The organism is Gemmatimonadota bacterium (genome assembly GCA_016712265.1).
Lineage (GTDB): Bacteria > Gemmatimonadota > Gemmatimonadetes > Gemmatimonadales > Gemmatimonadaceae > RBC101.
In genome coordinates this window covers 725642-752630 of record JADJRJ010000028.1, presented here as the reverse complement: position 1 = coordinate 752630, position 26989 = coordinate 725642, and the positions used below count along the sequence as shown (strand labels likewise).

Sequence of the window (26989 nt, the reverse complement as noted above, 5' to 3'; positions counted from 1 at the left end):
CAACCACGGCAAACACCCCCGCAGAGCTCGCCACACGAAAGGAGGGAGGCGGGGTATCCCCGGTGTCGTGCTGCTTGCCGGGCCCCCCGGAAGGCGGTTGCTTCCGCTCCCCCCGGCACGTCCAAGATGTGCCACACCAACTATATACGGCCGCGAGTGTCCCTTCCCCGCCCACGCACACACCTCCGAGGCATGACCTTGCTCGAAGTCCTGGTCGTCCTGGCCGTCCTTGGGCTCGTGACCGCGGTCGTCCTGCCGTCGCTGGTGGTGCCGGAAACTGAACCGACCGGCATCGGTCAGGTTGTCCGGAGGACGCGGGCGCTTGCCATCACCCGGGCACAGACGCTCAGACTCAATGTGACATCGGACGGCCGCTGGGTGGTGCGCGATGAAGCGCTGGCGATCGATTCTGGCGCCATCGCGACCCCGGGCCAACTCGAGCTCTGGTTCTCGCCGGGCGGACGTTGTCGACTCGCCACGGCCCTCCCGGCCGCGTGGGCCGCATGGGACGTCACGCGGTGTCGCGCCACTGAGCGCAACGCATGACGCTGCTCGAAGGGGCGATCGCGCTCGTCATCCTCGGCTTGTCGGCCATGGGCTTCCTGGACGTGTTCCGGTCCGGCGCGTCCACCGCGGCGCGCGCACGGGACGTCAGCGAGGTGGTCGCCCAGGCGGAGTCCGCGATGGAAGCGGCGTCGTTAGGCGACGCCGTGATCGCCCAGGAAGCGCTCGGCGCCGCTGATACGCTCGTCGCGCGACGCGTGGAGGCGCGCCCGTGGGGGACCGCCCCGGGAGTCACCGAGCTCGTGGTCGTTGTGACGCCGCGCCATGGCGCGCCGTTCGAACTGCGTCGTCTGGTGCGCGACCCCGGCACGATGGGGCCGCGTCCGTGAGTCCCCGCCGCGCGGCCTTCACCCTGGTCGAGGTACTGGTGGCGCTCGTCATCACGGGGCTGGTCACGTCGGTCGCCTATGCGGCGCTTCAGGGTGGGATCGACACCCGCGAACGACTCGAACACCACCACGACCGCACGGAAGCGATGACGGCCGCACGCGGGATGATCGCCAGTGCGGTGCGGCATGCCCTGCCAGGTGTCCGTGGTGGGCCGGCCACCTTCTCTGTCGTGCGCGGTATGCGTTCGGACTCCGTCCACCTGCTGAGCCGCGGCATCGTCGAGCCCTACGGCACCAGTGCGTCGTGGTCCGTGACGTTTTGGGTGCGCAATGACTCCCTGCAGCTTCGCGCGAGCCCGTCGGAAGGCAGTGCCCCGTTGGTGACCGCCGCCGTGGCGGGGGCCACCTCCCTCCGCCTGCATACGCTGGCCCGCGGCTCCTTCGCCACGTGGTCCGACCGGTGGGAGGACCCCTCGGTGGCCCCCACCGCGGTGCGGCTGACCTGGACCGAGGCGAGCGGGCGTCCGGTGGACCAGGTGGTCCGTATCGGGCTGGAGCGCACCCCATGACCCGACGCGGCGTTGCCCTCGTCCTCGTGTTGTGGATCGTCGTCATCCTTGGCGGCCTCGGCGCCACCGTCTTGTCGTCGAGTCGGGCATCAGCGGGCGTTGCCGCCAACGTCCGGGCGGCTGCGGTCGCCCGGTATGCCGCGGAAAGCGGGGTGGTGGCGACGGTGGCCGACATCGAGGCGGGACTGGCCGCGCACGGCGACTCCCTGTCGCGCGCCGACTACCTGAACGCCCTCGCCCGCACGCCGCGAGATTCGGTGGCGTTAGGCACAGGGCGGTTCGCGGTGGCGATTGCCGATCCCACGACCCAGCTCGACATCAACGCGGCACCGGAGGAACGGCTGGCGGCGCTCCTTGCCAGTTTCACCGATGTCGCGCGGGCGGCGTCGACCGCGCGGGCCATTCGCCGTGCCATCGAGCGGGCGCCTGCCACTTCGGGTGATGGTCGCCTGGGCGCGCCGGATGGTGCCCTCCGGTTCGTGACGCCGATCCGGCACCTCGAATCGCTCCGCGAACTCCCCGGGGTGGACGTACGCGCCCTGGAGCGCGCGGCACCCTACCTCACCGTGGACGGTGACGGCACGGTCAACCGACGCGCTGCGTCCGACACCGTCCTGCGTGTGGCTTTTGGGGAGGCCCGGGACGAGCCGTCGCGCCTCGTCGTGATCTCGCGCGGCTGGATGTCCGGCTCGCCGCTGACGCATGAAGTCCAGGCGGTCTACGCGATCTCTGCCGGCACGTTGGTCCTCACCCACTGGCGGGAGCGCGTCCGGTGACGCGCCGACTGGGCCTTGAGCTGACCCCGCACGAGTTGCGTGGGGTGTGGGCGTCGCGGTGGCCCGGGCGGCCGGGCAGCGCGTTCGTGATGACGTGGGACGGACAGGACCTCGCCGCGGCCCTGGCCACGCTTCGCGCCACGCACGCGACGCCGGACACCGTGGCGCTCGCGATCGGCCTCGGGTTCCTCGAAGTGGCACGCGTGACCCTGCCTCCCGCGGACGACGCAACCCGCGAGCAGATGGTGGCGCTCGATGCCGGTCGTTACCTCGGGGCCAACGCGCCGCTGCAGGCGATGGTGGCCCCCGGGAGTGACGTCGCGATGGGGTGTGACGACGCGTGGCTCGCGCATGTCGTCCGCACCCTTGGCGAGTGGGCGCCGATCACCCGCGTGGAAGCCACGCCGGTGGCGATTGTCGCCTCGGGGTGCCCGGAGGGACTGTGGACGCTGGACGGCGGCGCCGACGACCGTGGGGCGATCGAGATCCGCGGAGGACAACTTGCCGGGCTGCGCCGCGGAACGGACGGGACGGGGACGCCGCTCCCTCCCCTGGGTCCGCTGCCCGGGAGCGCGCGCGCCGCCTGGGGTGCGCTCCAGCGCGAGGACGCCCCATCGATTGGGACGTTGATGGATAGGAACGCCCGACGAGCATCCGATCGTCGACGCCGGCAGGGGCTCGCCACAGCCGCGTTAGGCGCCGCCGCCGGACTGTTCTTCCTCGCCGCGGCGGTCGACCGTTCGCGCGAGCGCACCCTCGCGGCGCTCGACGCCCGCGCCGCCGCCCTTGCCGACTCTGCCGCCCCGGCCCTGGCCATGCACGCCGAGCGCCTCGCCGCCGCACAAGAGGCCGGCAGCGCCCGCGCCGCGGTGGCGAGCCGTCCGGATCCGGTCGCGACGATGGCCACCCTCAGCACGCTCCTGCCGAGGGATGTCGTCGTTACCGCCATGCGCATGACGGGTGCCGACTGGCAGGTCGAGGGCACCGCGCGTTCGGCCGCGGCGCTGGTCCCCCTGCTGGATGCCGATCCGCGCTTTGACAACGTGCGTTCCGCCGCGGCGAGTGCCCGGTTCCGCGATGGCCGCGAGACGCGCGAGTCCTTCTCCATCACGTTTCATGTCGCGACCCCGGATTAACGCGCGCGAGGCGCGCACGATCGGCTGGGGGGCGACCGTGGCAATGGCGGCGCTCGTTTTCACGTTCGGCGTGCTCCCGGTGGCGCGACGTTGGAGCGCCCGCGAGGACGCCATCACGATGGCACGCGAGCGCGTCGCGCGACTGGAGGGCATGCTCGCGACCGCGGCGCCCCCCCATACACCGGGCGCGATGAGTGCGCCGCTCCTCCTTCGCGGCCGCACCTCGGACCTCGCGGGCTCCGCCCTCCAGGCGACCCTCCAGGAGCTGGCGCGCACGAGTCGCGTGAGCATCACGCGACTGGAGGTGCTGCCAGATAGCGCGGACCCAGCGACCGGGGTGCGTGCGTCGCTATCCGCAACCACGGACGTGTACGGCCTGGCCGACCTCCTGTCGCGCCTTCAGGGTCACGCGCCCGTACTGGCGGCAGTGGAGCTGTCCGTATCGATGAATCCGGTGCTGCGTGGCAACCTGCTGCAGCTGTCCCTGGGCGTTCAGGCCCCCTGGGTCCCCATGCCATGACGGCCTCCCGAGCGGCATTCCTTCGCTTGTTCTTGTGGACGATCGCCGGCCTCGCCGCGTGCGCCGGCGCCGTCGCCTGGGTGCTGCCGCCCGCGACGGCGGTGGGCCCGGTGGCCCCCGTGATCCCGGACCCCGGAGCGCCGCCGACGCTGGCGATCGCCACCGCGGCGGCCGAGGAGGTCGTGATGGCCAACCTGTTCATGGCCACGCGCACCCCACCCGCCACGCGATACCAACCGCCCGAACTCATCGAGGACAGCGCCAACGAGATGATGGCGCCCGATCCTGCGACGACCGGCCTGGTGCCGGACAGCGCGATGTTGGCCGGCGAGGTGCCCCGGTTGCTCGGCACGGTGGTCGCCCCCGGTGGTCCCCGGGCGCTACTCCAACTTTCTCTTGCATCCGGTCCGCAGCTCTACGCTGTCGGGGACCGGGATGGCGGCTTCACGGTGCTCGCCATTGACCCGCGCGTGGTCGTGCTGCGCGGGCCTGGCGGGCGCCGCACCTTACGACTGGAACCGGAGGAGTGATGGTCAGGTCCCCGTACTCGTGGCTCGGCCAGCTGGCCGTGCTCGTCGCCCTGCTGGCGGCGCCCCGTGCGCAGGCGCAGGGCACGCGACTCGACTTCCGTGATGCCCCGCTGGCCGATGTGATTCGGTCGCTCGCGGCGACCATGGGACTGAGCGCCATCGTGGGCGACAGCGCCACCGCGCGGGTCACGTTCTCCACCGCCGCACCAGTCGCTGCCGCAGAACTCCCGGGCATCCTCGAGTCGATCCTCGAGACGCACGGGCTGGTGATGCTGCAGGACGGCAACATGCTCAAGGTGTACGCGGCTGGATCGGCACCAAAGACGGGCCGCGTGGGATTTGGCGCCACGCTCGCAGAGCCGGCGCCGATGGGGCTGATCACGCAGCTCGTCCCCCTGCAATCGATTCGCGCCGACGAGGGCGCGGCGGCGCTCAAGGCGATGGTGTCGGGGACGGCAATCATCGAGCCGGTCGCCCGCTCCAACGCTCTGCTCATCACCGACCGAGCGTCCAACGTGCGCCGGTATCTCGACGTGCTCCGTCGACTGGACGAACGGTCGCAGGGGGAGGCCGGCCTCCGCACCTTCGTCGTGCCCTTGCAGTATGCGCAGGCGAGCGACCTGGCCGAGTCGTTAGGCCAGCTGTTTGGCGTCACGGTGGCCGGTGGCGGATCGCGCTCGCTCGACGACCTGAGCCTATCGCGCAACCTGGATGCGTTCCGGCAACGGGAGACGGATGCGTTCCGGATGCGCCGGGAGGCCCCACTTCCCCCGGTCATCGTCAACCAGGCCCCGGCGGCGACGCGCGACTCCAGCGGAGGACCGGGGAACCTCATGGGGCAGACGACCGTGGTCCCGCATGGGCCCACCAACTCGCTCCTGATCCGCACCGCGCCCCCCAACTTTCCGCTGCTGCAAGAGACGGTGCAGTCGCTCGACGTCCGGCCGGCCCAGGTGCTGCTCGAGGTAACGGTGGCCGAGGTGACGCTCGGGCGTGGCGATCAGTTCGGGGTGGACTGGTCGACGATCGGCGGCAGCACGCAGACGTCGTTCGGGAATCCTGGCGCGTCGGACTCCAGTGGCGCGCGCGATTTCGCCGTGCGGGTCGTGACGCTGCGCAATGCCAATGTCCGGGCGATCCTGCGGGCCCTTAGCACGCGCTCGCAGGTCAAAGTCCTCTCGACCCCCTCGGTCGTGGCAACCAACAATCGCGAGTCGCGCATCCTCGTCGGGAGCCGCGTCCCCTTCATCGCCTCGACCCGGTTGGGCAACGACGTCGCCATCGACCGCAACGTGCAGTATGAGGAGGTTGGCACCTCGCTCACCATTGTTCCGACCATCAACCGCGATGACTACGTCAGCGTCCAGGTCCTGCAGGAAGTCTCGTCGCTCACGTCACAGACCCTGCCGTCGGCACTCAACGCTCCGGTGATCTCCACGCGAGAGGCCTCCACACGCGCGGTGATGAAGGATGGGCAAACGGTCGTCATCGCCGGCCTGATCGGCACCACGCAGGAAGAGATCGAGAGCGGGATCCCGTTCCTCCGGGACATCCCGATCATGGGCAACCTGTTCAAGCGGCGGAGCACGAGCCGCAACCGGACGGAGGTGGCGATCTTCGTCACCCCGTACATCGTGCGGTCCGACGAGGATGCGGACGCCCTGCGGGAGCGAGTGCGCGACCGGATGAACGGCCAGGTGCCCGGCGCGGTGCCGGATACGTTAGGCACCCCGCTGCGCAAGAAGCCGCTGGAGTGAGCGTCCGTGTCTGACCTGCTTCGGGACGCGGCCCTGGGACCGCTCGCCGCCGAACTGCCGGCGCGGTTCATGGAACAGCATGCCCTCGTGCCGCTGCACGTCGGCGACGACGGCGTCGTGGTCGTGGCCGCGGCCCGTCCGCTGGATCCCACGGTGACGGACACCCTGCGCCGCCGCTTTGGCCGCGCGGTGCGACTGGTCGAGGCCCCGCTCAACGACGTGCAGGCCGCGCTGCTGGCTGCGGGCCGTGAGGCCACCGTGAGCGTGCCCACGACCGAGGGCGCGGCCACGGCACTCGGCGACCTGCGGGCGCAGGCGGACGACGCGCCGGTGGTCCAGTTGGTGAACGCGGCGCTCGCGGACGCGCTGCGGCGCGGCGCGAGCGATGTGCACCTGGAAAGCGCAGCCGGTGGGCTGCGCGTCCGACTCCGTGAGGACGGCGTCCTCCGTGACCTGGCGACGTATCCCGTCGCCCTGGCCGCCGGCGCATTAAGCCGCGTCAAGTTGCTCGCCGGCCTCGACATCGCCGAACGGCGACTCCCACAAGACGGCCGCGCGCGCGTGCGGCACGGCGGACGCGATGTCGACGTGCGCGTCGCCACGCTCCCCGGGTTGCATGGGGAGTCGGCCGTCCTCCGCGTCCTGGACCATGGGGGAGGCCAGGCGCGGACCCTCGATGCGTTAGGCATGCCCCCGGACCTGGCCGCCCGCCTGCAGGACGTGCTCCGCCGGACCAGCGGCCTCGTGCTGGCCACCGGGCCCACCGGGTCGGGCAAGACCACCACCCTGTATGCGGCGCTGTCGCACCTGAACACGCCGGGGGTCAAGCTGGTCTCGGTCGAAGACCCGGTCGAGTACGAGCTGGCCGGCGTCACCCAGGTCCCAGTCCACCGCAAGGCCGGGTTGGGCTTCGCGCAGGCGTTGCGGTCGATCCTGCGTCACGACCCGGACATCGTGATGGTGGGCGAAATGCGCGACCGCGAGACGGCTGACGTCGCCGTGCAAGCCGCGCTGACCGGCCACCTGGTGTTCTCCACGTTGCATACCAACGACGCGGCGAGTGGCGTCACGCGCCTCGTGGACATGGGGATCGAACCCTACCTCGTGGCAGCGACGGTCCAGGGCATCCTGGCCCAACGCCTGGTGCGCCTGCTCTGTGCGACGTGTGCGCGCCCCGCCGCGGACGGATCGCGCGAGCCCGAGGGATGCGACGCGTGCCGCGGGTCGGGATACCGGGGGCGCGCCGGCCTCTATGAGTTGTTGGTGCCTGACGAGGCGTTCCGGCGCGCGATCGTCGCACGCGCATCCCTCGCCACGCTGCGGCAGGTCGCCCATGCCAGCGGCACGCGGTCCCTGGCCAACGCGGGCGAAGCGATGGTGCGCGCCGGTCAGACCTCGCGCGCCGAGGTACTGCGAGTGACCGAAGGGAGCGACGCAGCATGACGGCCGCGGCACGGTGGTCGTATCGGGCCGCAACCCAGGCCGGCGACGTGATCGAGGGCGTCGTGCAGGCCGGGAGCCAGCAGGAGGCCATGGAGGAATTGCGGCGTCGAGCGCTGGTCCCGGTGGCGATCCATGCCGGGCCCGTGGATCGCCGCAGTGGGCGACGCTGGCACGGCTCCCGGCGTGATGCCGTCGCCACCGCCGTCCGGACGTTGGCGACGATGGTCGCCGGAGGTGCCACCCTGGAACGATCGCTCCAGTTCTCGTCCACCCACGCCGGTCATCCGGACGTGGCGGCCGCCCTTGGGGAGGTGCGCGCCGATGTGCTGGCGGGTCACACGCTGGCGACGGCGCTTGAGCGGCGCAGTGCATTGTTTGGTTCCCTGGCCCCGGCCCTCGTCCGCGCCGGCGAGGCGAGCGGCAGCCTCGGCGCATCGTTGGAGCGCCTGGCCGACCAACTCGACGCCGAGCGTGACCTCCGCGCGCGGTTGCAGGGCGCGTTGTTGTACCCCGCCCTCCTGGGCGTCATCGCGGGACTGGGGGTCCTGGTGTTGCTGGGCTTTGTGGTCCCGCGGTTTGTGGCCATGCTCGATGCCGCAGGTGCCGCGTTGCCGCTGAGCACCCGGATCCTGGTCACCACGAGTGCATGGGTGACACGCGCCGGCCCCGTGCTGCTCGTCGCGGCAGGGCTGGGGACGATCGCGCTCCGATGGTTCGCCCGTGGGGACGACGCACGCCTCCGATGGCATGGCGCCCGACTCCGCCTGCCGCTCGCGGGCCGGATTGACCTGGAGGTCAGCTCCGCCCGGTTTGCGCGAACCCTTGGCGTCCTGCTCGACGGAGGCACCCCCCTCCTCGGCGCCTTGCGCATGGCCCGGGACGCCGTACCTAACGAGTTTCTGGCCCGGGGGATCGATGGAGCGATCGCTCGGGTGGAACGGGGCGCGCGGCTGGCCGACGCCCTCGAGGGGCTCCTGCCGCCGATTGCCGTCCAGCTGCTCGCGGTGGGTGAGGAGGGTGCCTCGCTCGGCCCCGCCGCCGGGCGTGCGGCCGACACGCTCGACGGTGGCGTCCAGCGGACGCTGCGCCAGGCCGTCGGCCTGCTGGAGCCGCTGCTGATCGTCGTCTTTGGGGGATTGGTCGGTTTCATCGCGCTGGCCATGTTGCAGGCGATCTACTCCATCAACGCGACCCTTCCATGACGCGACGCGCCGGTTTTACCCTGATCGAGCTGGTGGTGGTGATCATTGTGCTCGGCCTGTTGGCGGGACTGGTGGCGCCGCAGATCTTCGGGCGAGTGAGCGAGGCGAGGGACGTCGCCGCGAAGACCCAGATGGCGACGTTAGGTGCCGCGCTCGACAACTACCGCCTGGACAACGGGAGGTATCCCACGACGGCGCAGGGTCTCAAGGTGTTGCGGGAGAACCCAGGGGCCGCAGTGGCGCCTGCGTGGCGCGGCCCGTATCTGCGCAAGGACGTGCCGACCGATCCCTGGGGTCGGGCCTGGGTGTTCACCAGCCCGGGAGCGCGCAATCCCAACGGCTTTGACCTCATGACGCTGGGTCGTGATGGCAAGGCTGGGGGCACCGGGGAAGATGCCGACCTCATCGGTCAGTAGGACCGGAGTCCAGCAGATGAGGTGCGCGGGTGAACGTGCCGGCGTCGCTGGCACCAGGCCGGCACGGATGCGGTCGCTTGGGCGGTGCCGAGGCAACTTGCCACGGCCGTTGCAAGGGCTTCCTCGGCGAACGGTCCAATCCGTGGCGCGTGTCGGCCGCGCCTGGTGACGCGCCTCTCCGAAGTTGGGTTGCATGTGCGCTGGGGCACGGCGCGTAGGGGTGGGATGGTATTTGCATTGTCCACCGGGTTGGCGCAGGTTCCGCCACCCTTCAGGGTCCCCTATCGGGGGCCCTGCCGCACCCGATCATGACTTACCGGGGATCCGCATGAAGGACTTGACCGAAGCCACGCTCGAGATCGAACCCGACCGTCAGGAAGCGGACCGCCCGCAAGACGAGCGCACCTCGCGCCGACGGTTCTTCACCCTTGGCGCCACGCTGGCGGCGGCGTCCCTCGGTGGGTCATCGAACCTCCAGGCGCAGCAACCACCCACCGGCAAGTCGAGCGCCGCGCGCGGCATGGTGCGGCGCCTCCTGAACCAGGCGCCGGACCCGTCCTTCGACCCGTTCAAGAAGGTGACGATCACCACCAAGGGGTGGGACGCCGCCCTCACGCGGCTTGTGCGTCGCGTGACCAACGGGGTGACGGAAGAGGAGATGAAGCTGGCGCGGAAGCTCGGGTTCTACGGCTACCTCAATTACCACCTCGCACCCTCGAAAATCGAGGATGGCGTCACCCAGGCCTGGGTCGGTGAAAACGCGCCGCTGTTGCAGGGCACGCCCGACTCCCTGTACCAGGTGGACGCCCGCATGGTGCAGGACCAGTTGTTCGAGTCCACGGTGTTTCGGGCCGCGTTCTCCAAGCGCCAACTGCAGGAGCGGCTCGTGGAACTGTGGAGCGACCACTTCAACATCTCCTTCAACGACGTCCGTTACCTCAAGATCATCGATGACCGCGAGGTCATCCGGAAATATGCCCTCGGGAAGTTCCCGGCCATGCTCACGGCGAGCGCGCACTCGGCGGCGATGCTGGAGTACCTCGACAACACGCGCAACCGCCGGACCACGCTCAACGAGAACTACGCGCGCGAAATCATGGAACTGCACTCCGTCGGGGTGAACGGCGGCTACTCGCAGACCGACGTGCGGGAATTGGCGCGCTGCCTCACGGGATGGACGATCGCCCGGCGCGGTGACTTTGCGTTCGACCCGAACGGGCATGACTTCGCCGAAAAGAACGTCCTCGGGCAGCGCATCGCCGCCATCCCGTCTTCGGCGGGAGCCCAGGGCAAGACCGACGGCGACACAATGGTGGCCTTCCTCGCGAAGCATCCGAAGACCGCCGAGTACATCGCGTGGAAGATGCTGCGGTACTTCCTGCAGTACGACCCGAGTGCCGCGCAGATCGCGGCCGTCGCGTCAGTCTACACGAAGACAAGCGGTGACATTCCGTCGATGGTCCGCGCGGTGCTGACGCCGTCGAACCTCCTGGCCGCTACGCCGAAGTACAAGCGCCCGTATACCTACCTGCTCAGCACCATGCGGGCGACCGTCGACCCGACGAAGGTGTCCCCCCGCATCAGCCAGCTGACCTTTCGGTACTTGCCGTTGCTGGGCCAGGGGCTGTTTGCCTGGGAACCGCCGGACGGCTACCCCGATCGCGCCGACTACTGGGCCGGTGGCGTCCTGCAACGCTGGAATTTCGCGAACTACATCACGACGACCACGTCGACCGAGGCCTCCATGGACTTCGGTCGGTTCTGGAACGCCGCGAACGCCACGGCCAACACGCCGGACACCGTGCTCGACGCCATCTCGCGGCACCTGTTCGGCGGGGAGATGCCGGACCGACTCAAGGCGCAGGTCCGTACCTACCTCGCGGGAGGGACGCTGAACACGGCCCGCGCCCGCGAAGGGATCGCCCTGGCGATCAGTTCCTCGACCTTCTCCTGGCTCTAACCGCGCACTGCGCCCACCCGACTGGAGTACCCCATGAGCGGATTGGAACACGACGCCTGTGCGTGCAACGAATACAACGATCTCACCTCGCGCCGCGATTTTCTCGCGACAACGGGCAGCCTGAGCGGGGCGGCCATCTTCGCCTGGGCCCACCCCGAGTGGCTGCCCAAGGTGTCGTTCGCCGATTCGTTCGTGGCGGAGCGGGACGTGATCGTCTCCATCTTCCTGCGCGGCGGCGCCGACGGCCTCTCGTTATGCGTGCCGTTCGGTGACCCCTTGTACTACACCGGCCGGCCGACCATCGCGATCCCCCGGCCGGACAGCACGGCGGCCAACCGTGCGATCGCCCTGGACAACTTCTTCGGTTTTCCGCAGGGGATGCGTTTCCTCATGCCCGCCTACCAGGCGGGAAACCTGCTCGTCGTCCACGGCGCAGGGTTAACCTACAACACGCGGTCGCACTTTGACGCGCAGCACTACATGGAGCTCGGCAAGGCGGCCGACCCGAACCTGAACACCGGGTGGCTGGGGCGGCACCTCGCGATGACGTCGCCGATGAAGAACGGCGCCTCGTTGCGCGCGCTCACCCTGGCGGACGGACTCGCCGAGACGCTCAAGGGCTCACCCCAGGCCCTGCCGATCAGCGATCCGGCCAACTACGGCATCGCCGGGAGCACGGCCACCCGCACGGCGCGACAGAACTGGCTCGCCGCGGAATACGGCGAGACGATTGACCCCGTCAAATCGGCCGCGAACGACGCGCTCAACACGATCAACATGCTGCGCTCACTCAACGTGGCGGGCTACCAACCAGCGAATGGCGCGACCTACCCCAACACCGGGCTCGGGCGCGGCCTGCGCAACACGGCCGCACTGATCAAGGCCGATATTGGCGTCGAAGCGGTGCACCTGGACATCGGCGGGTGGGATACCCACACCAACCAGGACCCGCTAGGCGGGAGCATGAACGGCACGATGACGCAGCTCTCACAGGCCATCGGCGCCTTCTGGCAGGACAGCATTGCCTCCGGACTCGCGCAGAACGTGACCGTCGTTGTGCTCTCGGAATTCGGGCGCAACGTGCGCGAGAATGGCAGTCGCGGCACGGACCACGGGCGCGCCACCGCCATGTTCGCCCTCGGACGCGGGATCAACGGCGGCCGGGTGCTCACCAACAACTGGCGCCCGCTCGCGCAGGAGAATCTCGTGGACCGCCAGGACCTCGCCGTCACGATCGACCACCGCGACATTCTCGCCGAAATCGTGCAGAACCGGCTCGGCAACACCAACCTCGGCGTGATCTTTCCCGGATACACACCCGTGATGCGCGGCGTCACCAAGTAGGCGTCCCTCCCGGACAACGAAGGGGCGGCGATGCTTCGCATCGCCGCCCCTTTCCGTTGTCGCCCGGAGACCGGGTCAGGGCACCACACTCACCTCACCCTTCATCCCCGGATGCAGGGTGCAGTCGTACGGATACAACCCGGTCGCTGGAAAGCTGCGCGCTATACGGACATTCGACGTCACCTGGATGTCCTGCGGCGCCCCCGTCTTGCGCTCGAAGATCACGTTGTGCGCGAGCTGCGGAAACTCAAACGTCACGGTGCCACCCTGCTTGATCACCGTGGTGAAGGGCGTGAAGGACAACCCGGGCATCGAGACCAAGGCCGTCGTCGGGACCGCCCCCACCGTCACCCGAGTGGTGCCCACCTTTCCGTCGATGGTGGCAGAAACATCAGTCTGCCCGGCCGTGACCCCGGTGACGAGACCCGTGGCGTTCACCGTGGCGATTCCGGTGTTGGCCGAACGCCAGGTGACCGTACCGGCAATGGTGTTGCCGGCCGCATCCTTGGCCGTGGCCTCGAGCTGCTCGGTTTGCCCCGGGATGAGGGCAATGGCATTGGCGTTCATCGACACCGTAGCCACCCCGGCGTTTCCGGTCGGCTCATCGGAGCCGCAGGCCAATCCGGCAATGACTGCGGCACCTGCGATCCAGCGCTTCATTTCGAGAATCTCCTGAAAGGCACTTCGCCCGCCGATTCGCACCCGGGCCCAACCCGCAGCATGCGCCCTAGTGACTGCCTTTTGCCGTGACCGCGCTCACAGCCCGACAGGCGCGCCCGTGCTCGGCGCAGTACACGCCATGCTGATCATGAAAGACCTGGTGTGGCCCGCGCTCCCATTCAAAGCGGACGAGGTAGATAGCCTCGACCCGCGTGCGCGTCCCGACCGTGGTCGCCGGGTCGAGGCGGTCGATGCGAACCTGTTCCGGGAAGAAATCCAGCTGAGACGGCACGGCAGTAGGTGCTGACGACCCGGACCTGACACGCCGGGGAACGACAATGTAGCGACCCGGCGGGGCGGCGCAGGCTGTCGCCCGGACGCCACCGCCGCCGCGCGTTACCTTCCAGTCCATGTTCCACCTTGCCGCGGTATTGTCCTCCCTCCTGTGCTGATCGAAGTCGCCGTCGACACCGTCCCAGATGCCATGGCGGCCTCCACGGCCGGGGCTGGCCGGATTGAGCTATGCGCCAACCTGGCCGAAGGTGGGACCACTCCCAGTGCGGGAGCCATGCGGGCCACCGTCGCGCGCGTGGACGTGCCGGTGTTTGTCATGATCCGCCCGCGCGGTGGCGACTTTCTGTACGACGCGGTCGAGATCGACGTCATGCTGCGGGACATTGAGCTGGCCAAGCAGTGCGGGGTGCACGGCGTCGTCAGCGGGGCGCTGCAGCCGAATGGCACCATCGATGAGGAGGGCACGGAGGCACTGATCGAGGCGGCGGCCCCGCTGCCCTTCACCTTCCATCGTGCGTTTGACCTCGCCCGCAATCTCAGTGAAGCGCTCGACACCTGCCTCGGTCTGGGGGTGACGCGAGTCCTCACCTCGGGCGGTCACGCGACCGCAATGGAAGGGGTCGACGTGCTCCGCGAGCTGGTCCGTCGAACGGGCGGACGGATGATGGTCGTCGCCGGGGGCGGTGTGCGGGCGCCGCATGTCCCGGCCCTTGCCACGCAAACCGGGGTCACCGAGCTGCACCTGGGCCCTCGGCAGGCTGTGACGAGCCAGATGAAGATGTCAGGGTCTGTCGGGGCGTGGCGCGAGTGGCGAGGACTTGCCGTCAGTGAGGTGACCGCCGCCGTCGCCGCGGCGCGCCCGCTCGGTTCGTCGTCCCCCTGACGGCGCGCTAGGCGCCAGCGAAGGACAGCAGCACCTTGCCCGCGCGAGCCGCGCGCGCGGCGTGGGCGACCGCCGGCAACGCCACGAGGCGCGCCGCCGCCACCTTCACCCGCTCCTGCCAGGTGCCCGGCCCGGGGAGCAACACGAGGTCCCCAACGCGCAGGTGATCCACGCCGCTCCCGATCGCGGTGACCCGCCCGACCCCCTCGGAGCCCGGCACGAGTGGCAGGTCCGGACGCGACGCGCCATACGCACCCTCCATGTTGACGAGGTCCGCCGGGTTGATCGGGCACCACAGGGCCTCCACCTCAGCCTCCCCGGGTCCAGCCGCTCCCGGGTCAGGGAGGTCGACCAACTCAATCACGTCTTCAGGTCGGCCGAAGACCGAGACTCGTGCGGCGAGCAACGCGGTACCCTCCAGAATGACGCGGCCACTTCCTGTGCACCCCACGGAAGTTGGGCCGCGACCGGCAGAATAACCACTCACCCCTCTCCGTTGGTGTGCATGGTGAGTCGCGCTTGAACGTGAACGTGACGATCCCGACGCTCCACCTGAGTTCCCGCTGGGACAGGCCGCGACGGCGGGTTGGCTGTATCTTCGTCGCGTGCGCCGACGTGCGTGAATCACGAGGCTCCCCCATTTCCGGTGGCACTCACATGCGGAAACTCGCAGTCCTTGTCCTGGTCGCCTGCGCCCGCGGGAACGTCGATTGGCCCGTGTACCAGGGGAGCGACGAGAAGACCCACTACACCACCCTGGACCAGATCTCGCCGGACAACGTCGGCCAGCTGCAGGTCGCGTGGACGCACGACACGAAGGACGCGTTCGAGGGGTCGGAGATGCAGTCCAACCCCATCGTGATCGACGGGGTGCTTTACGCGATGAGCCCCAAGCAGCGAGCGTTCGCCTTGGATGCCGCCACGGGGACCGAGTTGTGGAGCTTTGATCCCACCGGCGGGGAGTTCACGGGCCCGCGCATCCGGTACCGTGGCGTGGTGGTGCACGACGGTCGGGTCTACTTCAACTACCGCTATCGGTTGTTTGCGCTCGATGCACGCACCGGCCTCAAGGCACCGGGGTGGGGGAACGACAGCGGGTGGGTGGACCTGCGCGAGGGACTCGACCGTCCGGTGGAGGGGCTATCCGTCAGCGCGAGTACCCCGGGCGCCGTGTACAAGGACATGCTCATCGTCGGCACGTCGGTGCCAGAGGCGCTGCCATCTGCGCCCGGCGACATCCGCGCGTTTGACGCGAAGACCGGTGCGATTCGCTGGACCTTCCATACCATCCCACGTCCCGGCGAATTCGGGCACGACACCTGGCCCGCAGATGCCTGGAAGGTCGTGGGCGGTGCCAACGCGTGGTCCGGGGTGACGGTGGACCAACGCCGCGGGATGGTCTTCTTCGCGACCGGCTCTGCCTCGTTTGACTTCTACGGCGCGAACCGGAAGGGCGATAACCTCTTTGCCAACTCCATCGTCGCCCTGGACGCCAACACGGGGAAGTACCGATGGCACCTGCAGGGGATCAAGCACGACCTCTGGGACCGCGACTTTCCCGCCGCACCGACCCTCGTCACCGTCACACGCAACGGCAAGCCGGTCGACGCGGTCGCCCAGGTCACCAAGACCGGCCACATCTGGCTGCTGGATCGCGAGACGGGGGCGGAGTTGTTTCCCAGCGCGTGGCAACGCATGCCTGCGGCGATCCTCGACGGCGAGGTGACGGCGGACTCCCAGCGATTCCCCCTGCTGCCCAAGCCGTTTGCGCGCCAACAACTCACCGAGGATCTGCTCACCGACCGGACGCCGGCCGCCCGGGCGGCGGCGCTGAAGATCTTCCGCGAGAACCCCACCCCACATCCGTGGACCCCACCAAACACGAAGGGAATCATCATCTATCCCGGTGTGGACGGCGGCGCCGAGTATGGCGGACCGGCGTTCGACCCAACGACCGGCGTCATGTACGTGAACGCCAACGAAATGGGGTGGATCCTCAAGATTGTTCCCCGCGAGGACGGCTCACTGTTCGGCGCGTATTGCGCGGAATGTCACGGGCCGAAGGACACCCCGATCGCACCGTCGCTGACCGGGGTGGCCGGCCGCCTCACCCGCGAACAGATCGCGACGGCCATCCGTGGCGGCACGGGGCGCATGCCCGCCTTTGCGACCGCGCTCGGCGACAGCGCGATCGCAGAGCTCACGGAGTTCTTGATCAGCGGAACCGCACCGAAGCGCACACCGAAGGATGTGACCACCTTCCTCAAGTACCGCAACACCGTCTTCGACATCTTCCTCGACCACGAGGGATACCCCGGGGTGAAGCCGCCGTGGGGCACGTTGAACGCGATCGACCTCAACACCGGCGAGACGAAGTGGTCGATCCCGTTCGGCGAGTACCCGAAGCTCGTCGCACAAGGGCTCACCAACACCGGCAGCGACAACTACGGTGGCGCCATCGTGACGGAGAACGGGTTGCTGATCATTGCCGCCACCACGTACGACAACAAGATTCGGGCGTTCCACAAGGCCGACGGCAAGTTGCTCTGGGAGGCCCAACTCCCCGCTGCCGGGATGACGACGCCGTCCACCTACATGGTGAACGGCCGGCAGTACATTGTCATCGCGGCCGGCGGTGGCAAGAACGGGGCGCCGAGTTCGGGGACATACGTGGCGTTCGCCCTGCCCGACGGCGCACGGTAGGAACTCCGGGCGCGGTGGGAGCGGTGTCCGCGAGACTCACGGGTCGATGACCACGCGCACCTTCCCGGCCGCGCCCGCGACCGGGCTTGCGATCAGGAGGTTGTACGCCGCGGATACCGCCTGCGCGGGACTCGCGACGCTCACGGATTCCCCGGCGGCCAACCCCTGTGCAAAGGCACCTGGCCTGAGCTCGACGTACACCGGAAAGTCCGGCGCGGTCACCGTGACTTTCACCTGGCGACCGGGTGCGGACATGAACCGGAAGAACAGTCCGGGGCGATCGGTCACACCCTGATAGCTGTAGGTGCTGCAGGTGGGCAGCAGCACGGCGGTGAACTGCGCCCCCCGGACGACATCTCCACTGACGCAGTCCGGAAATCGACCGAGCACCGACGTCGACAGCGTGTAGGCGGCACCGAGACTGGAGGAATCCCTCCGTACGACTCGCACGGAGTACGTGCCGGGGGGAACGGCCGTGTATTGGCTGCGCTCCGTTGGCCTCAGGGTGCCACCAGACCCCCAGAGCGTGTCAATGGGAAGGAGTGTGTTGGCGAACGTCCCGGACAGGGTGAACTGCAGCACCTCATGCGCGGTGACTGTGTACTGGAAGACGTCATCCCTCCCATTGCAGTCGGTGCTCTCGTAGCGATCCGTCACCGGCACGCCCAGCGTCAGCGACTGCGGCAGGCACGCATTCACGATGACGATCGCCGTATCACCGAACGTGCTGTCAAACGCCGAACGTACCTCCATGGCCGCTCGTCCGTGAACGAGCGCGGCGACCGTGCCGTCGACGGACACGGAGGCAACCGCCGGGTCCAACGATCTCCACCGCACGTCGGTTGGCACACCGCTGTCGGCGGCGACGTCGGCGCGAAGGGTCACATTGGTCCCTGGGCGCGTGCTGATGATACTGGGTAACGCCGCCACCGCCCGGACCCCCAAGACCCCGAGCCACACAGAGTCGCGCTGTCCCTCGGAGGTGGCCACGAGATGGGTGGCCCCCCGCCGCACGGCGCGAACCACCCCCGTAGCGCCCACGGTGGCCACGGTGGAGTCGACCGTGGACCAGGTAATGCGACGCCCCGGGAGCGGCACACCGTTGGCGTCTGACGTAACCGCCATCGCGGTCGCACTATCTCCGCGAAGCAGGAAGCGGACCGCCAGGGCAAGGGCTACACGGGCTACGGGCGGCGGCGAGACCGTCACCTGCGAGGTCCCTTCGATGTTCCCCACGGCCGCCCGGATCAGCGTGGTCCCCGGGGCCACCGCGGTCACCGTGGCGGAGGTCCCGCTGGCGGTCACCGTGGCAATGGAGGGCGCGTCCGACGACCATGTCACCGCCGCGCCACCGAGAGCTTGTCCGTTGCTCCCGGTCACTAGTGCACTGAGCGGGACCGTTGCTCCGTGCGCCAGCGTCACGACCGCCGGTGACACCGCCACCGCGGTCACGGAAACGCCCGGCGACGTCCCAGGGTCGTCCCCCGCACACGCTGCTCCACCGAGCGCGAGGCCCATTCCTCCCCACCACCCCATCCCTGGCATCTTCATGGCATCCTCATGACGTTCCCGGACCCCTTAACACCGCGCGCCCCCTCGGGCCGCCATGGCCCACAGGAAGCAAAGTGCATACCACACGGACCGACGGGCGCCCACGAGGTGGCGACCTGGACCGTTGCACTCGCCGACGTGCGCGCCGCGTTTCATTATTCATCGTGGCTGCCGAGCGGGGCTCGGCGACCCAGCGCCGCGCTGCGTGACCGGTCCGGCGCGCGTCTCCGGCAGACGACGCCTTGTCACGCCGCGTCCACGAGGGGGCGGCTCGCCCGTATCGCCATGTTAACGCCTCGACAACACCACCGCTGGCCCCTGGGGCTGCTCCTCCTGGTCGTGACCTCGTGCCGCGAGTCAACGAGCGGGGACACAACGTTGGACCCCTGCGGGAACGCGTTAGGCAACGGCGCCCAGGTCATTGGCGGCCCGGCCGGCCCCCAGGGGTCGGACAGCGATCGCGCCTTCAGTTCCCTCGTCGTGGCGCCGGGGAACGCCGACGAGCTTTACATCGGCACCGAACGCAACGGGATCGTTCGCTCCCGGGACGGTGGACGCACCTGGGAGCGCCTGCGCGCCGGCATGCGGCACGGGGGAACGGGATACCCCGAGGTGTACGACCTCGCGATCGCGCCGGGCAGTGGGACCGTCCTCATGGCCGCCACCACCGACTCGCCCGGTCCGCTCACCGGCGATCATCCGAGCACGATTGCCGGAGTCTATCGCTCGACGGACGCGGGAGGAAACTGGACGCGCATCAACTGCGGCCTGCCAAGCGCCTCCGCCTCTGCGGTGACCATGCTCGACGCCAGCGGCTCCACTGCGCTCGTCGCGATCTCGGCGGGCACCGCGACCTTTTCCCCCCTGTCCGGCACCGTGTTCCCTGGCGGGATCTACCGCACGAGCAACGGCGGCGGACAGTGGCAAGCGGTGCAGAGCAGCACCTTGCTCAGCACGAGCCAGTTTACGGTGATCCGCCGCGTCGCCGACACCGGTGAGCTCCTGATCTATGCGCTCAACCGAACCGCCCCTCAATCCAGCGTGGGATTCCTGCGGAGCACGGATGCCGGGGCCAGCTGGTCAACACTCGCGAATCCACTCGGCGGGCGTACCGTCACCCATTTTGATGTATCGCGGGACGGAGGTGTGATCTGGGCGAATACCGCCGAGGGATTTCGGATATGGCGATCGGTCGACGCCGGGACCACCTGGGTGGAAACCGGCGGCATGATCAGCAACGGTGCCGTGGCGGTCTCGCCCCGCGACGCGAACGTCGTCCTCGTGGATGATTTCGGCACACTCCGTCACTCCACCGACGGATTGGCCACCACCCGCGTGGTGGTCTCGTCCACCCAACCGTTCGAGGACATCGCATTCGCACCCACGGATGCCAACATCGTGTATGGGGTGACTCGCGGCTACGATGTGTACAGGAGTCCCGATGGAGGGCGCAGCTTCGTTCGGGTGGCCAACCTTCGCGACGTGGCCCTGCGCTGACGCCCCGACCCTCCGCCGCACCCGCGACCCCTCGTCGCAGACGCCAGTACGGTCCCGGGAAGGCGAGGGGTTTCCCCCTCGTCTCGGCTGAAGGGCGTACATTCCCCAAGTGACCCTTCGCGACCCATTGGACCATCCCCAGCTGGAGGGCAAGATGCCCCGGCGCCAGATCCTCGCTCTCAGCGTCCTCGGCGGTCTCGCCGGGCTCGCGTTCCTCACCACCCTGTCCAGCGGCTTTCTCGTCGACCTGTGGTGGTTCCGGGAGATCGGCTATAGCGTGGTCTTCTCGCGAGAGATCCTCGCACGCCTGCTGCTCTTTGCGGCAGGCTTTGTCCTCACCCTGGCCGTGGTGCGCACCAATCTCGCCATCGCCCAGCGCGGGGTGGTGCCGCTTCCGGTCACGATTTCGGCGAACGCCCCGGGCGGCGGGACGACGGCCATCGACGTTACCACCGCGCTCGCGAAAGTGACACGACCGGTGAGCGTGGTCCTCGCGGTCTTCGCCGCCATGGCCGCGAGCAGCAGCTGGAGCACCGTGTTGCGGGCGATGCACGCGACGCCATTTAACAGTGTGGACCCGGTGTTCGGGCGCGACATCGGGTTCTACGTCTTCACCCTCCCCGCGGTGACCCTGGCCCTCGGGATGCTGACCTCCCTGGCCACCCTGACGTTCTTGCTGCTGGTCGCGGTGTACGCATCGCGCGGTGACATCGTGCTCCGCCCGCAACGGGTCACCATCGAGCCGTCCGCCGGCCTGCACCTCGGCATGGTGCTCGCGGTGTGGTTTGTGCTTGCCGCGCTCAGGCTCTGGTTGGTCGATACGCCCAACCTCTTGTACTCCACCACGGGCCCCCTGGTCGGCGCGAGTTACACCGACCTCCATGCGCGGCTCCCCGCCATCCGGCTCTCCGCGGTGGCGGCACTCCTCGCCGCCGTGTGGATCATGATCGGTGGTGCCCGCCAGCGTGTGGCCTGGCATGCCTTTGTTGCCGTGGGAGCGTATGCCGCGATCGGCGTCCTGGGACGCGGTGTGTTTCCCGCCGTGATGCAGCGGTTCGTCGTGGCGCCGACGGAACTCACGCGCGAGTCCCCGCAGCTGGTGCACCACATCGCGGCCACGCGCCGCGCCTGGGGGCTGGACAGCGTGGAGGTCCGCGACCTCGGAGGCGAGGCCAACCTCTCGCTGGCCGACCTGCGGGCGAACGCCCCAACGATCGACAACGTCCGACTGTGGGACCGCGATCCGCTCCTGCGCACCTTCGGCCAGCTGCAGGAAATCCGCACCTACTATGACTTTGTCGCGGTGGACGACGACCGCTACTGGATCGACGGCAAGCTGCGCCAGGTCCTGCTGTCGCCGCGCGAGCTGAACCCGGCATCACTCCCCACCCGCACCTTCATCAACGAACACCTCACGTTCACGCACGGAATGGGGCTGACACTGAGCCCGGTCAACCAGGTGACGCCGCAGGGCCTCCCGGTCCTCTTTGTGAAGGACCTGCCGCCATCGGCCGTTGGGAACCTGCGCATTACGCGACCGCAAATGTACTATGGTGAGCTGGCCGACCAGTTCGTCTTTGTGAACACCAAGCAGCGCGAGTTTGACTATCCCGCGGGCGAGGTCAACGAGTACACGAGTTACGCCGGCCGTGGCGGCGTTCCGGTGGGGAACCTGTTCCGCCGCCTGATCCTTGCCATGCACTTTGGCTCGTCCAACGTGCTGCTCTCCGGTGACATCACGAGCGACAGTCGCGTACTGTACCACCGCCGCATCGCGTCACGCATCCGCAAGGCGCTGCCCTTCCTTCGCCTGGATCGCGACCCCTACCTGGTGATTGCGGCCGACGGAACGCTGCAGTGGATCCAGGACGCCTATACGACGACGGACCGGTACCCCTACGCCTGGCGCTCGCCCGAAGGGATGACCTACATGCGAAATAGCGTGAAGGTTGTGGTCGACGCGTACGATGGCACGATCGCCGCGTACGTCAGCGACCCCGGCGACCCCATCGTGCAGACGTGGGACAAGGTCTTTCCGGGGACCCTGCTCCCGCTCGACAGCCTCTCGGCCGATTTGCGCGGCCACCTCCGCTACCCGGACGAACTGTACCGGGCCCAGTCGACCTTGTTCACGACCTACCACATGGACAAGCCCGAGGACTTCTACCACCGGGAAGACCAATGGCAGATCCCGGTGGTGGAGCGCGCCGATGGATCCGTCCCGTTCATGCGGCACATCGTGATGCGCCTGCCGGACGAGGACTCCGCCGAATACATCTACATGGTGCCCTTCACCCCACGCGGCAAGGACAACCTCGCGGCGTGGATGGTGGCACGCAACGATGGCGCAAACTACGGAAAACTGCGCGTCTACCGTTTCCCGCGCCAAAGCCTCGTCTTTGGCCCCCGCCAGGTCGAGAACCGCATCAACCAGGACACCGAGATCTCGCGGCAGGTCTCCCTGTGGGACCAGCGGGGATCCCAGGTCATCCGCGGGGACCTGCTCGTGATCCCCATCAACGAAGCCCTGCTGTACGTCCAGCCGCTCTACCTGGAGGCCGAGGGAGGACGCATCCCGGAGCTCAAGCGCGTGGTTGTCGCATTCCAGGACCAGGTCGTCATGCGGGAAACGCTCGAAGCCGCCCTGGCGGACTTGTTCGGGGGGAGCACCGGGCAACCAAGCCCCCAGGTTGCCACGGGGACTCCAGCCCCCGCCTCTCCAGCCGAAGCGACCAACGTGCAGGCGCAGCTCGCCGAGGCACGCCGTCGCTACCAGGCCGCCCTGGCCGCCCAGCGTGAGGGAGACTGGGCGCGATACGGCGAGGAGATCCGGCGACTTGGTGAACTGCTGGAGCGGCTCGGGACGGGAGCGGCCCGTCCCCCTCAATAATGGAGCTGCCTCCCACGCACCCTTCCGGGGTCCTCGGGGTACAACGGCCCTTCGACGCCTATCGACCGTGACCGCCAACCGCCTCTATGCCCTCGTCGGGATCACCCTCCTCGGCTCGCTACCCGTGCGGGCCCAGGGGAGTGGGGACGGCTTCATGTTCCGGGCGCCCACCTGGCGGCTCACGGTCGAAACCGGGTTCGCCCAACCGCGGGCCCGGAGCGACATCTTCGACTTCATCACCTCGGAACTGACCCTCGGGCGCGGCGACTTTGCGAGTCCCCACGTCGCCGCCGCCCTCGGGGTTCGGGTCGCACCGCGCGTTGAGATCGCCCTCAGTTCCGGATACGCGGGAATCACTGCGGAGTCCGAGTCCCGAAAGTTCGAGGGGGAGGACGACCTCCCCATCCTGCAGACCACCGAACTCCACCGCGTGCCGTTGTTCGCGACAGCACGCTTCTCCCTGCTTTCCCCGGGCCGATCCGTCGGGCGTTTCGCCTGGATCCCGCGAAAGGTGGTTCCCTTCGTGGGAGGCGGTGGCGGGGCGGTCTGGTACAAGCTGGCCCAGGCTGGCGAGTTCGTCGACAACCAGACCCTCGACATCTTCGAGGACCAGTTCGAGTCCTCCGGGTGGTCCCTTGGCGCCACGGCGTTTGCCGGAAGCGATTTCTCGCTCGGCTCCCGTTACGGGCTGACGGCCGAGGGGCGTTATTTATGGGCCAAGGGTCCGATGGGAGAGGACTTCAGTACGTTCAACAAGATCGACCTCTCGGGGTATAACGCCTCGATCGGGCTTTACTTCAGGTTCTAATCGGAGGCGCTCCATGGTCCGTCGCCACTCGTTCCTTCGCGGTGCCCTCGCTGCCGCCGTCCTCGTCGGTGCGCCCTTTGCCTCGCATGCCCAGGTCACGTCGACCTCCGCGTGGGACGCATGGATTGGCTGCTGGGACCTGATTCCGCGCGCGACGAGCGCGGAGAGCCCGTCTCGGGTCTGTGTCATTCCCACCGCATCGTCGCACGCGGTCGAGGTCCTGTCCGTCGTGGGCGACAGCGTGCTCTCGCGCCAGCGCCTGGATGCGACGGGACAGCCGCGCGGAGTGACGCGTGATAACTGCAAGGGAACAGAGACCATCAGTGCGACCGGCATGCGCGTGTACCTGCGCACCTCGCTCACCTGCGGTACGGTTGGGCGGCTCACCAACAGCGTGATGGCGATGTCGTACGGCGGCGAATGGATCGACGTGCAGGGCGTGGCGATCGGGTCCAACGTCGGCGTGCGGGCGGCGCGGTATCGCGAGACACCGGCGACGACGCAGATTCCGACCGAAGTCGCGACCGTGCTGCGTGGTCGTCCCCGCGGGATGCACGCGGCACGGATCGCCGCCTCCGGCACGCTGCGTCCTTCCGACGTGGTCGAGGCGTCGCGGCACCTGGAAGTTGGCGTAATGCAGACCTGGCTGGCCGAGCGCGGGCAGGGCTTCCTGCTCGATGCGCGTCAGTTGGTGGCGCTGGAGGAATCCGGGGTGTCGCCGTCGGTGATCGACATCATGGTGGCGTTGTCATACCCCGAGGTGTTTGCGCTGGACCGCACCCGACTCGGCGAGGCACCGCCCGACTTGCGCGGCGATGATCGCGTTGTGTTCGGTGGGGACATGATCGACGACTATTACGGTGGGGGGTACGGCTATGACCCCTATGGCATCGGGTATGGCCGTGGGTACGGCTGGTATCCCGGGCGCCAGCCAGTGGTTGTGGTTCGTGCGCCGTCCGGCGAGGTGAATGACGAGGAACACGGCAAGGTGGTGAAGGGACGCGGGTATGTCTCCGGCCGTGGCTCGTCCGATCGCTCGGCCGAATCAGGGGGCTCGAGCTCGAGTGGTCGCGCGGGGTCGTCTGGCTCGTCCGGTGGTAGCTCGGACAAGGGCTCCAGCACTGGACGCAAGGCAAAGCCGAAGGGCGGCTGAACAGCACGCCCTGTCGCTCCGATCAGGCTGGCTCGTCGGCCGCCACCTGATCGGCCCCGCGACCGGTCATCCACGAAGCGATCAGGAAGGCCCCAATTGAGCCAACGAGGCCGAGCGCCGTCCCGCTGACGCCGGCAGGCATCGCGATCACCTTGGCCCAGGCCAGGCTCTCCACGCCCACCGTCACCACAAAGCCGGTGACGATCGATGCGATGGCGCCCTGTCGCGTGGCCCCGGGCCAATTGAGTCCGATGGCCACAGAGGGCACCAGGGTGGAGGCAAAGAGTCCCCAACCAAAGATCCCCAGGAACGCGACGAGCGTTGTGGATCGCAGGGCAATAGCGGTCGCGACCACGGCGAGGCACAGCGTGGCCGCTCGCCCAGCGGTCAACGGGTTACCCCAACGGCGGCCCACCCAGGCGGGAATATCGTGCGTGACCGCCGCCGCCCCAACGTTGAGAAAGGCGTTGACTGAACTCATGATCGCCGCAGCGACCCCGGCAAACACCAAGCCGGCCAGGGCGGCCGGGGCGTATCCGAGCAGGAAGGTCGAGGTCGCGTCGTCGGGCCGGGCGAGGGGAGCCAGTGCGCCGCGGTGCACCAGCGCCCGCACGACCAAGCCAACCCCAACAAAGAGAAGCAGGGTGACGGCCATAACGGCGTTCATCACGGCCGGGTACCAGCGCAGGCGCGCCGGGTCGCGCAGCATGTAGAACTTGTTGATGACGTGGGGCTGACCGAGCGCCCCGATCCCGAACACGAGGAACCAGCTCAACGCGGCGACCGGCGAGAGGCGCCCGAACGGCGACAGCAACGCCGGATCGGCCTGCATGAGGTCGTTGGCGATCCCGGTGACGCCCCCACCCACGCGCAGGACCTGGACCGTCACCGCTGCGGACGCCAGCGCCATCACGGTGCCCTGAAAGACGTCGGTGTACACGCCGGCCAGGATGCCGCCGCCGACTGAGTAGGCAACGGTCACCAAGGCCCCGATCAGGATCGACGCTGGCAGCCCCCAACCGAATACGGCGTCCAGGACGAGGCCCAACGCGAGGAGGTTGGTGGCGACGTAGCCGGCGCACGCCACGACGATCGAAATCGCGGCCAGTCCCTGTGCCGCGGGCGAGGCAAACCGCGCCCCGATGGCATCCGGGACGGTCAGCATCGATCGCTGCGCCGCCAGTGATTGCAGGGGGCGCGCGAGGACCCAGGCTGAGAGTGAGTTGGTGATGGAGAGCGGCAGGACAATGAAGACGGCGCCGAGTCCCACGGAGTAGACCAGCCCCGGCCCCCCGATGAACGCGAAGCCGGAGAGCGTCGCCGACATCGCGGCCATCGCCATGGGAAAGAGCCCCAGAGACCGGCCGGCGAGGAAGAAGTCCCCCGCGGTCTTGGTCCTTCGCGTGGCCCATGCCCCAATGCCGAGCACGACGGCCAGGTAGGCGAGCATGACGCCGACCACCTCGGGGCGGGTCACCGACTGTAGCGTTGCGGACTGGAGCACTATTTCTGCCGCGGCGTGCGGGTGGGGTGCGCAGTCGGGTCCTGCGTTCCCTGGCTCGGGGGAGTCTGGTCCGGCCGGCGCGTTCCATCGACCCGTACATCTCGCGGTGCCGACTGGAAGCCGTGGGCGAACAGGAGTGGAAGAACGACCAATGGAACGAAACCAACGAGGGTCATCATCAACACCGTCCCCAACGGAACGCCCAGAAACCGAGGGGCGGTCGCCGGGATGAGCAAGGCAGCGGCAAAGCCGACCACGAGGCAAGCCGTCGCGATGCGACGCCCCCACACGGCAGCGCGGTCGGCCACGGCGAGAGCGAGGGTCGAGTAAACGAGCATCGCGATCGCCGCCAGCTGAAGCCAGGCGCTCAGGCCCGGCGAAGCCGGCGTTCCAGCTGCGACGTAACTCGCTCCGGCACAAATCACCCCAACTGCGAGCCCGAAGGTTGCCCCTGAACGATACGGAAGCGACATGGGTGTAACGGTAGCCCGGTAGCTCCG

At 68.7% G+C, this 26989-nt stretch carries 25 protein-coding genes; 19 read left to right on the top strand and 6 right to left on the bottom strand.

All coding sequences use genetic code 11. The features are described 5' to 3' along the window. Positions 1-192 precede the first annotated feature (192 nt). The 13 genes from IPK85_10075 (at position 193) to IPK85_10015 (ending at position 12546) form a co-directional block, all read left to right on the top strand. Entirely contained in the window at positions 193-546 is a 354-nt protein-coding gene (locus IPK85_10075) for a hypothetical protein (protein MBK8247728.1), read from the top strand. Then, the gene (locus tag IPK85_10070) at positions 543-893 is read left to right on the top strand and encodes a type II secretion system protein (GenBank protein MBK8247727.1); all 351 of its coding nucleotides are present in this window, start codon (positions 543-545) and stop codon (positions 891-893) included. The genes IPK85_10075 and IPK85_10070 overlap by 4 nt, the downstream gene beginning before the upstream one ends. Beyond that, positions 890-1462 (top strand): type II secretion system protein, encoded by a 573-nt coding sequence (locus IPK85_10065; GenBank protein MBK8247726.1) that lies wholly within the window; start codon positions 890-892, stop codon positions 1460-1462. The genes IPK85_10070 and IPK85_10065 overlap by 4 nt, the downstream gene beginning before the upstream one ends. Then, entirely contained in the window at positions 1459-2238 is a 780-nt protein-coding gene (locus tag IPK85_10060; protein ID MBK8247725.1) for a general secretion pathway protein GspK, read from the top strand. Before IPK85_10065 ends, IPK85_10060 begins: the two co-directional genes overlap by 4 nt. After that, positions 2235-3374 carry a PilN domain-containing protein gene (locus IPK85_10055; protein MBK8247724.1) on the top strand — a complete coding sequence of 380 codons (1140 nt, stop codon included), beginning with the start codon at positions 2235-2237 and terminating at the stop codon, positions 3372-3374. Before IPK85_10060 ends, IPK85_10055 begins: the two co-directional genes overlap by 4 nt. After that, positions 3355-3894 (top strand): hypothetical protein, encoded by a 540-nt coding sequence (locus IPK85_10050; protein ID MBK8247723.1) that lies wholly within the window; start codon positions 3355-3357, stop codon positions 3892-3894. Before IPK85_10055 ends, IPK85_10050 begins: the two co-directional genes overlap by 20 nt. Further along, positions 3891-4424, top strand: coding sequence for a hypothetical protein (locus IPK85_10045; GenBank protein MBK8247722.1), 534 nt, complete (start codon positions 3891-3893; stop codon positions 4422-4424). Before IPK85_10050 ends, IPK85_10045 begins: the two co-directional genes overlap by 4 nt. Continuing rightward, positions 4424-6181 (top strand): hypothetical protein, encoded by a 1758-nt coding sequence (locus tag IPK85_10040; GenBank protein ID MBK8247721.1) that lies wholly within the window; start codon positions 4424-4426, stop codon positions 6179-6181. The genes IPK85_10045 and IPK85_10040 overlap by 1 nt, the downstream gene beginning before the upstream one ends. Positions 6182-6187: 6 nt before the next feature. Beyond that, positions 6188-7624, top strand: coding sequence for a type II/IV secretion system protein (locus IPK85_10035; GenBank protein ID MBK8247720.1), 1437 nt, complete (start codon positions 6188-6190; stop codon positions 7622-7624). After that, a complete protein-coding gene (locus tag IPK85_10030; protein MBK8247719.1) occupies positions 7621-8826 on the top strand; it encodes a type II secretion system F family protein in 1206 nt (401 codons plus the stop codon). The genes IPK85_10035 and IPK85_10030 overlap by 4 nt, the downstream gene beginning before the upstream one ends. Next, positions 8823-9242: a type II secretion system major pseudopilin GspG gene (gene gspG, locus IPK85_10025; protein ID MBK8247718.1), complete on the top strand. Its 420-nt coding sequence runs from the start codon at positions 8823-8825 to the stop codon at positions 9240-9242. The genes IPK85_10030 and gspG overlap by 4 nt, the downstream gene beginning before the upstream one ends. A 328-nt stretch (positions 9243-9570) precedes the next feature. Next, positions 9571-11202: a DUF1800 domain-containing protein gene (locus IPK85_10020; GenBank protein MBK8247717.1), complete on the top strand. Its 1632-nt coding sequence runs from the start codon at positions 9571-9573 to the stop codon at positions 11200-11202. Positions 11203-11235: 33 nt separating this feature from the next. Beyond that, positions 11236-12546: a DUF1501 domain-containing protein gene (locus IPK85_10015; GenBank protein MBK8247716.1), complete on the top strand. Its 1311-nt coding sequence runs from the start codon at positions 11236-11238 to the stop codon at positions 12544-12546. 75 nt (positions 12547-12621) lie between these two features. Here the strand turns inward: IPK85_10015 and IPK85_10010 are convergent, their stop codons facing one another. Both IPK85_10010 and IPK85_10005 read right to left on the bottom strand, forming a co-directional pair. Beyond that, positions 12622-13206 (bottom strand): Ig-like domain-containing protein, encoded by a 585-nt coding sequence (locus IPK85_10010; protein MBK8247715.1) that lies wholly within the window; start codon positions 13204-13206, stop codon positions 12622-12624. A 67-nt stretch (positions 13207-13273) separates the two neighbouring features. Further along, positions 13274-13498, bottom strand: a complete 225-nt coding sequence (locus IPK85_10005; protein MBK8247714.1) for a hypothetical protein — start codon at positions 13496-13498, stop codon at positions 13274-13276. Between the two features lie 153 nt (positions 13499-13651). On the opposite strand from IPK85_10005, the gene IPK85_10000 reads away from it, so the two are divergent. Beyond that, complete coding sequence (locus IPK85_10000; protein ID MBK8247713.1) at positions 13652-14383, top strand: copper homeostasis protein CutC; 732 nt, start codon at positions 13652-13654, stop codon at positions 14381-14383. A gap of 7 nt (positions 14384-14390) precedes the next feature. On the opposite strand, the gene IPK85_09995 is transcribed toward IPK85_10000, so the two are convergent. Then, the gene (locus tag IPK85_09995; protein ID MBK8247712.1) at positions 14391-14789 is read right to left on the bottom strand and encodes an alcohol dehydrogenase catalytic domain-containing protein; all 399 of its coding nucleotides are present in this window, start codon (positions 14787-14789) and stop codon (positions 14391-14393) included. A 251-nt stretch (positions 14790-15040) separates the two neighbouring features. Between IPK85_09995 and IPK85_09990 the strand changes: the two genes are divergently transcribed. Then, entirely contained in the window at positions 15041-17086 is a 2046-nt protein-coding gene (locus tag IPK85_09990; GenBank protein MBK8247711.1) for a PQQ-binding-like beta-propeller repeat protein, read from the top strand. A 36-nt stretch (positions 17087-17122) separates the two neighbouring features. Here the strand turns inward: IPK85_09990 and IPK85_09985 are convergent, their stop codons facing one another. Beyond that, on the bottom strand, positions 17123-18637 hold the full coding sequence (locus tag IPK85_09985) for an Ig-like domain-containing protein (protein ID MBK8247710.1): 1515 nt from the start codon (positions 18635-18637) through the stop codon (positions 17123-17125). Between the two features lie 285 nt (positions 18638-18922). On the opposite strand from IPK85_09985, the gene IPK85_09980 reads away from it, so the two are divergent. The 4 genes from IPK85_09980 to IPK85_09965 all read left to right on the top strand — a co-directional run bounded on the left by IPK85_09980 (position 18923) and on the right by IPK85_09965 (position 24985). Continuing rightward, complete coding sequence (locus IPK85_09980; protein MBK8247709.1) at positions 18923-20134, top strand: exo-alpha-sialidase; 1212 nt, start codon at positions 18923-18925, stop codon at positions 20132-20134. A gap of 109 nt (positions 20135-20243) precedes the next feature. Then, complete coding sequence (locus IPK85_09975) at positions 20244-23024, top strand: UPF0182 family protein (protein ID MBK8247708.1); 2781 nt, start codon at positions 20244-20246, stop codon at positions 23022-23024. Between the two features lie 67 nt (positions 23025-23091). Then, the gene (locus tag IPK85_09970) at positions 23092-23832 is read left to right on the top strand and encodes a hypothetical protein (protein ID MBK8247707.1); all 741 of its coding nucleotides are present in this window, start codon (positions 23092-23094) and stop codon (positions 23830-23832) included. Between the two features lie 13 nt (positions 23833-23845). Then, positions 23846-24985, top strand: coding sequence for a hypothetical protein (locus IPK85_09965; protein ID MBK8247706.1), 1140 nt, complete (start codon positions 23846-23848; stop codon positions 24983-24985). 22 nt (positions 24986-25007) lie between these two features. Here the strand turns inward: IPK85_09965 and IPK85_09960 are convergent, their stop codons facing one another. Both IPK85_09960 and IPK85_09955 read right to left on the bottom strand, forming a co-directional pair. Continuing rightward, complete coding sequence (locus tag IPK85_09960) at positions 25008-26462, bottom strand: sodium/proline symporter (GenBank protein ID MBK8247705.1); 1455 nt, start codon at positions 26460-26462, stop codon at positions 25008-25010. Between the two features lie 26 nt (positions 26463-26488). Continuing rightward, entirely contained in the window at positions 26489-26962 is a 474-nt protein-coding gene (locus IPK85_09955; protein MBK8247704.1) for a hypothetical protein, read from the bottom strand. Positions 26963-26989: the final 27 nt, after the last annotated feature.

Bases quoted from the DNA above. Each gene is read 5' to 3' on its own strand.
- IPK85_10075 (MBK8247728.1), top strand. From the start codon at position 193: ATGACCTTGCTCGAAGTCCTGGTCGTCCTGGCCGTCCTTGGGCTCGTG.
- IPK85_10070 (MBK8247727.1), top strand. From the start codon at position 543: ATGACGCTGCTCGAAGGGGCGATCGCGCTCGTCATCCTCGGCTTGTCG.
- IPK85_10060 (MBK8247725.1), top strand. From the start codon at position 1,459: ATGACCCGACGCGGCGTTGCCCTCGTCCTCGTGTTGTGGATCGTCGTC.
- IPK85_10050 (MBK8247723.1), top strand. From the start codon at position 3,355: ATGTCGCGACCCCGGATTAACGCGCGCGAGGCGCGCACGATCGGCTGG.
- IPK85_10045 (MBK8247722.1), top strand. From the start codon at position 3,891: ATGACGGCCTCCCGAGCGGCATTCCTTCGCTTGTTCTTGTGGACGATC.
- IPK85_10040 (MBK8247721.1), top strand. From the start codon at position 4,424: ATGGTCAGGTCCCCGTACTCGTGGCTCGGCCAGCTGGCCGTGCTCGTC.
- IPK85_10030 (MBK8247719.1), top strand. From the start codon at position 7,621: ATGACGGCCGCGGCACGGTGGTCGTATCGGGCCGCAACCCAGGCCGGC.
- gspG (MBK8247718.1), top strand. From the start codon at position 8,823: ATGACGCGACGCGCCGGTTTTACCCTGATCGAGCTGGTGGTGGTGATC.
- IPK85_10020 (MBK8247717.1), top strand. From the start codon at position 9,571: ATGAAGGACTTGACCGAAGCCACGCTCGAGATCGAACCCGACCGTCAG.
- IPK85_10015 (MBK8247716.1), top strand. From the start codon at position 11,236: ATGAGCGGATTGGAACACGACGCCTGTGCGTGCAACGAATACAACGAT.
- IPK85_10010 (MBK8247715.1), bottom strand. From the start codon at position 13,206: ATGAAGCGCTGGATCGCAGGTGCCGCAGTCATTGCCGGATTGGCCTGC.
- IPK85_09990 (MBK8247711.1), top strand. From the start codon at position 15,041: ATGCGGAAACTCGCAGTCCTTGTCCTGGTCGCCTGCGCCCGCGGGAAC.
- IPK85_09985 (MBK8247710.1), bottom strand. From the start codon at position 18,637: ATGAAGATGCCAGGGATGGGGTGGTGGGGAGGAATGGGCCTCGCGCTC.
- IPK85_09980 (MBK8247709.1), top strand. From the start codon at position 18,923: ATGTTAACGCCTCGACAACACCACCGCTGGCCCCTGGGGCTGCTCCTC.
- IPK85_09965 (MBK8247706.1), top strand. From the start codon at position 23,846: ATGGTCCGTCGCCACTCGTTCCTTCGCGGTGCCCTCGCTGCCGCCGTC.
- IPK85_09955 (MBK8247704.1), bottom strand. From the start codon at position 26,962: ATGTCGCTTCCGTATCGTTCAGGGGCAACCTTCGGGCTCGCAGTTGGG.